The following is a 1537-nucleotide window of genomic DNA, read 5'->3' on the forward strand; positions in this document are numbered from 1 at the left end:
TATAATAGTCACAATGCATTCATTTTATGACGTTCTAAAAGAGCCGCACCCAAATCATTCTTATCAATGGGTGGCACGAACGGTCGGTTTCGAAGAAATCTATCCGATCAAGAGGCTAGTCTCGCACAGGATCACACCTCACGAAACGCAACAGTGAATGACAGATGCCAAGGCCGTCCACTATGTCGACCAAGCGCAAGCCGTTGGCTTTAGCACTCGTGACGATGGCCTTGGACTCATACATTTTGCTGTTGCCGCTAGCGATTGGGGTAAAGTAAGGCGAGGTGTTTATCAAGCAAAAGCTGGCGATATCGTACTTCTGGCGATCCCAAAACGTATCCAACACCCAGACTGATCCACCGTGCTCAAGGCATGCAGATGCTCTACGAAAAATGTGCCCAATTGCGTCAATACTGAAACAGGTGAGAAATTGACTCATCCAGACAGCGTCCATGTTGCCCGGGAATGGTGCATCAAAATCGAGGATGTTGATAGGATGCAGGTCGGCACGATCACGTACTCCAGCGTTTTCGAGCGTTGCTTGTGCGCGGGCAAGCTGGATGGGCAGATCGAGCAAAGTCATTTTAAGTTCAGGATCATATTGCAGGCATTGCAATGACCATTTACCGGTATTGGCTCCAATGTCCATTAGGCGGCGCGGTTTTTGAGCGAAAACATGAACGAGTGCTGACGAAAAAGCTGAATCTGAATAGTAGTGGTCGAAATTGAACCAGCTGGTTCGGGCTGGTTCGGGAAGTTCTGACAAGCCCTCGTAGATCGTTGGCCAGTCGCCTATCGCCTTCAACCCTAGCGGTTTTTCTTCGCGCAAGGACTCCTCGAGAAGAAACAATCCCTTGTAGCAAACATCATGGATGTAATCGATGTTGATTTGGGTCAATTCATCATGCAGGATATTGTCGCCAACGCGAGTTAAGGTATAGCGTCCATCCGTGCGTTTGACCATACCTGCCGAGAGTGCTGATTCAAGCACCACAGAAATGGCGTAGTCGGAAAGACTGCTATACGTTGCCAACTCAGCGACAGTGGCGCCAGCCTTATCGGAAAGTTCAATCTGTGCCAAAAGGCCACTTTTCCACGCCACACGTGCGCATTGAAACACCACTGGGCCAAAGGCGATTTTCTGTGCTTCGAACCTGGCTGCGAGACCGCGAAGACGTGCGGGTTCGAATTCGATACATTCGCTGCTCGGATCGGATATGGGATTCATTTTGTATGTCTTTGATAAATAGATTTAAGCACGACGGTGGGTTCGGCAGGCTTCTGGTGGAGTCAGATTGATCTCAGCAGCAATAATGTGAATGCACTGCCATGGGAAAATGCAAGGCTGATGAGCGACCAAAAAACAGAGGCGGTGCGCCGATCTTGCATGTTCTAATTGAAATCATAGGCCTGTAACTATCAGGAATTTTGGTCATGATTGACGCAGAAGCGGACCATACCGCAATGAATAGCTCATCCCCTCTCTTACGTCTCTCTCCCGGAGATATTCACGGGTGTCAAACAACCCGCGTTCAGC

Annotated in this window: 1 protein-coding gene; it reads right to left on the minus strand. The window is 49.2% G+C overall.

The window, feature by feature from the left end:
- Positions 1-115: 115 nt before the first annotated feature.
- Entirely contained in the window at positions 116-1228 is a 1113-nt protein-coding gene (locus tag ACOYNV_RS28265) for a methyltransferase (protein ID WP_422903154.1), read from the minus strand.
- Positions 1229-1537 lie beyond the last annotated feature (309 nt).

Origin of the sequence: Propionivibrio sp. (assembly GCF_049316945.1) — a bacterium.
Taxonomy (GTDB): domain Bacteria; phylum Pseudomonadota; class Gammaproteobacteria; order Burkholderiales; family Rhodocyclaceae; genus Propionivibrio.

Excerpts from the sequence above, each read along its gene's own strand:
- ACOYNV_RS28265 (WP_422903154.1), bottom strand. The coding sequence starts at position 1,228 with ATGAATCCCATATCCGATCCGAGCAGCGAATGTATCGAATTCGAACCC.